2 protein-coding genes and 1 pseudogene are annotated in these 3,199 nt (G+C 68.6%); all 3 read right to left on the bottom strand.

Annotated features, from left to right (window positions below):
- The coding region (locus ACWELQ_RS42040) for a protein kinase domain-containing protein (RefSeq protein WP_452402565.1) at positions 1-1,600 on the bottom strand (1,600 nt) is incomplete at its 3' end.
- A gap of 280 nt (positions 1,601-1,880) precedes the next feature.
- Positions 1,881-2,756 carry an arylamine N-acetyltransferase family protein gene (locus ACWELQ_RS42035; protein ID WP_452402564.1) on the bottom strand — a complete coding sequence of 292 codons (876 nt, stop codon included), beginning with the start codon at positions 2,754-2,756 and terminating at the stop codon, positions 1,881-1,883.
- 89 nt (positions 2,757-2,845) lie between these two features.
- Positions 2,846-3,199, bottom strand: a pseudogene (locus tag ACWELQ_RS42030) (hypothetical protein); the annotation flags it as partial.

Genomic DNA, 3,199 nt, shown 5'->3' with positions numbered 1-3,199 from the left:
ACTTGGTGTCGCTGTCGATCTGGAGGCTGCCGCCGCCCGCGTCGATCACGCGGGTGGTGACGGACTTGCTGCCGCCGTTCTTGGTTTGCAGCGAATCCAGGATGATGTCGACCGAGCCGTCGGGGTTGACCGTGCCGCCGCCGTTGACGCCGCGGATGCTCGAGTACTTCTGGACCGGGTTCTGGGTCCAGTACATCTGGAAGTTCTGCTGATTGCCGTAGACCTGCTGGGCGGCGGGGGTCAGCAGTTTCCAGGCGTCGGCGTAGCGGGTGTAGGTGACGTCGTCCCAGAAGGAGGACACCGCGTCCACCGCCGCGTCGAAACTGACGACGCCCGCGCTCTTGGTCTGCCCCAGGCCCGAGGGCACACCCTTGGTGACGCCCGCCGAGGTCGTGGCCTTGGCCGAACTGGAGCTGCCGCCCGAACCCGAGTCGGAGCTCGAACCGTTGCTGCTCAGCAACCCGAACACGATGCCGCCCGCCACCACGACGATCGCGACCAGCGCGATCCACAGCAGCTTCTTCTTCGAGCCGCCGCCCTGCTCGTCGTCGTAGTAGTCCGCCTGCGGCGCAGGATGATTGCGCGTCGGCGGACCGCCGTTGAGGGACGGGCGCGGCGGCGGGGTCTCCAGCAGCTGCGCCTGGCTCATGGCTCCGGTCGGGATGTCGGCATTGGCCGAGGGGCGCCGATCCATCTGCCGGGTCTGGCGCGGTGCGTTGCGCCCGCCCGCGGCCGGGGCCGGGGTCGCCGGGCCCGAACGGCGCGCGGCCATGACGCGAGTAGCCTCCGCGTCCGGGCCGAGCTCGGCGAATTCGGCCATGATGTCGCGCACGTCGAGCATGCTCGGCCGGTCCTCCGGCTCGAAGCTCAGCAGCGACAGCAGCAGATCCGACAGCGGCCCGGCATTGCGCGGCTCGCTGATCTGGCCGTTGGCGGCCGCGTACAGCAGCGCCAGCGGATTCGGATTGGTGCCGTAGGGCGGTTCGCCCTCGAGCGCGTGAAAGAGGGTGGCGCCCAAGGCGAATACGTCCGCGGCCGGGGTCGGCTCGGCGCCGCGCGCGACCTCGGGAGCGAGGTAGGCGGCGGTGCCGGAGATGAGGCCGGTGGCCGTCAGGGTGACGTCGCCCTTGGACTTGGCGATGCCGAAGTCGGTGATCTTCACCGCCCCGTTGTCGCCGAGCAGGATGTTGCCCGGCTTGACGTCGCGGTGCACGATTCCGGCACGATGCGCGGCGATGAGCGCGCTTGCCACATGTTCGCCGATGCGGGCGACCTGCGGCAGTGGCAACGTGCCCGATGCGGACAGCACCACCGCGAGGCTCTGCGAGGGCAGATATTCCATCACCAGGCACGGGTCGCCCTCGTGCTCGGTGATGTCGAACACGACGATGGCATTGGGGTGCTGGAAGCGGGCCGCGTTGCGGGCTTCGCGCGCGGCGCGCTGCCGCACGATGTCCTTGTCGGCGTCGGACAGGCTCGGCTGCGTGATGATCTGCTTGACCGCCACGGAACGTTCGAGCCGTTGGTCCACGGCTCGCCAGACGACACCTGTGCCGCCGCTACCAATCCGTTCGACCAGGCGGTAGTGCCCTGCGATCACTTGGCCGGTTTCGATGGCACTACTCCGTGGTTCTCCGAGACGACTGTTTGACTGCGCGGTTGCCCGCGCGTTTCCCCGCACGAGTGTAGCGGGCTATGGGCGGATCGCCGACGTCAGCGTGAGATATGAGCGAGATCTCGGTGAGATCTACGCCGCACCTGAGCAACAGCTGTGTGACCCGGCAGCGGAAATCCCTGGTCGGAGTACATCTATGACGAGGCATAGACCAACTGGTTTGGTGTGTGTTTGCTCCCGCACAGCGCCGGGGTTCAGCAACATTTCACGGAATCCGGCGCTGCGCGGCCAGCGGCCACTCGGCGCGCAGCAGTTGCTCGGCGTCCGCCGCGTCGAGTTCGACCTCGAAAACCTCCGCGAGCACCTTGGGCAACTCGGCCACCTCCAGCTCGCGCACCTGCTGCGCGCCGTCGGGATAGCTGGTGGTCCAGGTGGTGCCGTCCAGCTGGTGATGCACGTCGGCGTGGAAGCGCTGCACGAACGGCCGCATGGTGAACGGCGAACGCGCCGAGGTGGAGACGAAGTGATTGCCGACCGCGAAATCGACGCGGTACTGCGGTGTGGTGGCGAAAGTATGGCGGTCGACGAAGCCGTCCGCGCCGAACTGGTGGAGCGTCCACAGCTCGCCGCCCACCGCGTCCAGCGCCCGCTCCAATTTGAAACGCCATGCGCCCACATTGAATTCGCCGCGATCCGCGACCAGCTCGACCGGTTCCAGTGGACCCCAGCCGAAACCCACGTCACACAGCCAGATCCGATCCTCGGCCTCGACGCGCAGCAGCGCGTGGGTGGCCGGGCGCAGATTCGGCGCGCCCCGGGTGACGCGGCCGGACATGGCGGTGAATTCGAAACCGAAGCGCTCCAGCGCCGCCGCGAACACCAGGACGTTCTCGTAGCAGTAGCCGCCGCGTCGCCGCCGGATCAGCTTGTCCTGCAGCGATTCCAGGTCCAGCGGGACACCGCGGCCGAGAATCACCTCGAGGTTCTCGAACGGGATCGTGGTGTTGTGGGCGCGGACCAGCTCGCGCAGCGCGGCGAGGGTGGGCGTGCGCGCTCCGGTGAAACCGATTCGGGCCAGGTAGGCGTCGAGGTCGAGTTCCTCGCCCAGCCAGGTGTACGAGGGGTCCGCCGGTGTCGTCATCGCTGCCTTCCGCTCGGTGTCGCCGTGCGGGAGATCGCAGGGCCTCGATGATCAACTCATACCGGCGCGACGGTGTTCCGGCCGGGTGGTCAGCGGGCCGCGTCCGCGACCGTGACCAGTCCTTCGCGGTAGCTGGGATAGGCGGGCCGCCAGCTCAGTTCGGCGCGCGCCTTGGCATTGGAGACGCGGAGGGACAGATCCAGCATCTGGGCGGCGGCCAGCGGTGAGGCCATGCGCACCAGTCGGGGCGGGAGCCGGCGCGGCGTGCGGGCGCCGATGGCCTGCGCCATGGCGTCGAACATCGCGCCCCAGGTGACCGGTTCGTCGTCGACGATGTTGTAGGCCGAACCCGGGACCCCGCGTTCGAGGGCGGCGACGGTCGCGGCGCAGGCCGCGGATGTGCCGATCGTGGTGGCGGTCAACAAGATCGACAAGGAAGGCGC

It is taken from the genome of Nocardia sp. NPDC004722 (assembly GCF_053601505.1).
The sequence above is the reverse complement of the archived record's forward strand: the minus strand, read 5'-3'. Positions and strand labels throughout refer to the sequence as shown.

Bases quoted from the DNA above. Each gene is read 5' to 3' on its own strand.
- ACWELQ_RS42035 (WP_452402564.1), bottom strand. From the start codon at position 2,756: ATGACGACACCGGCGGACCCCTCGTACACCTGGCTGGGCGAGGAACTC.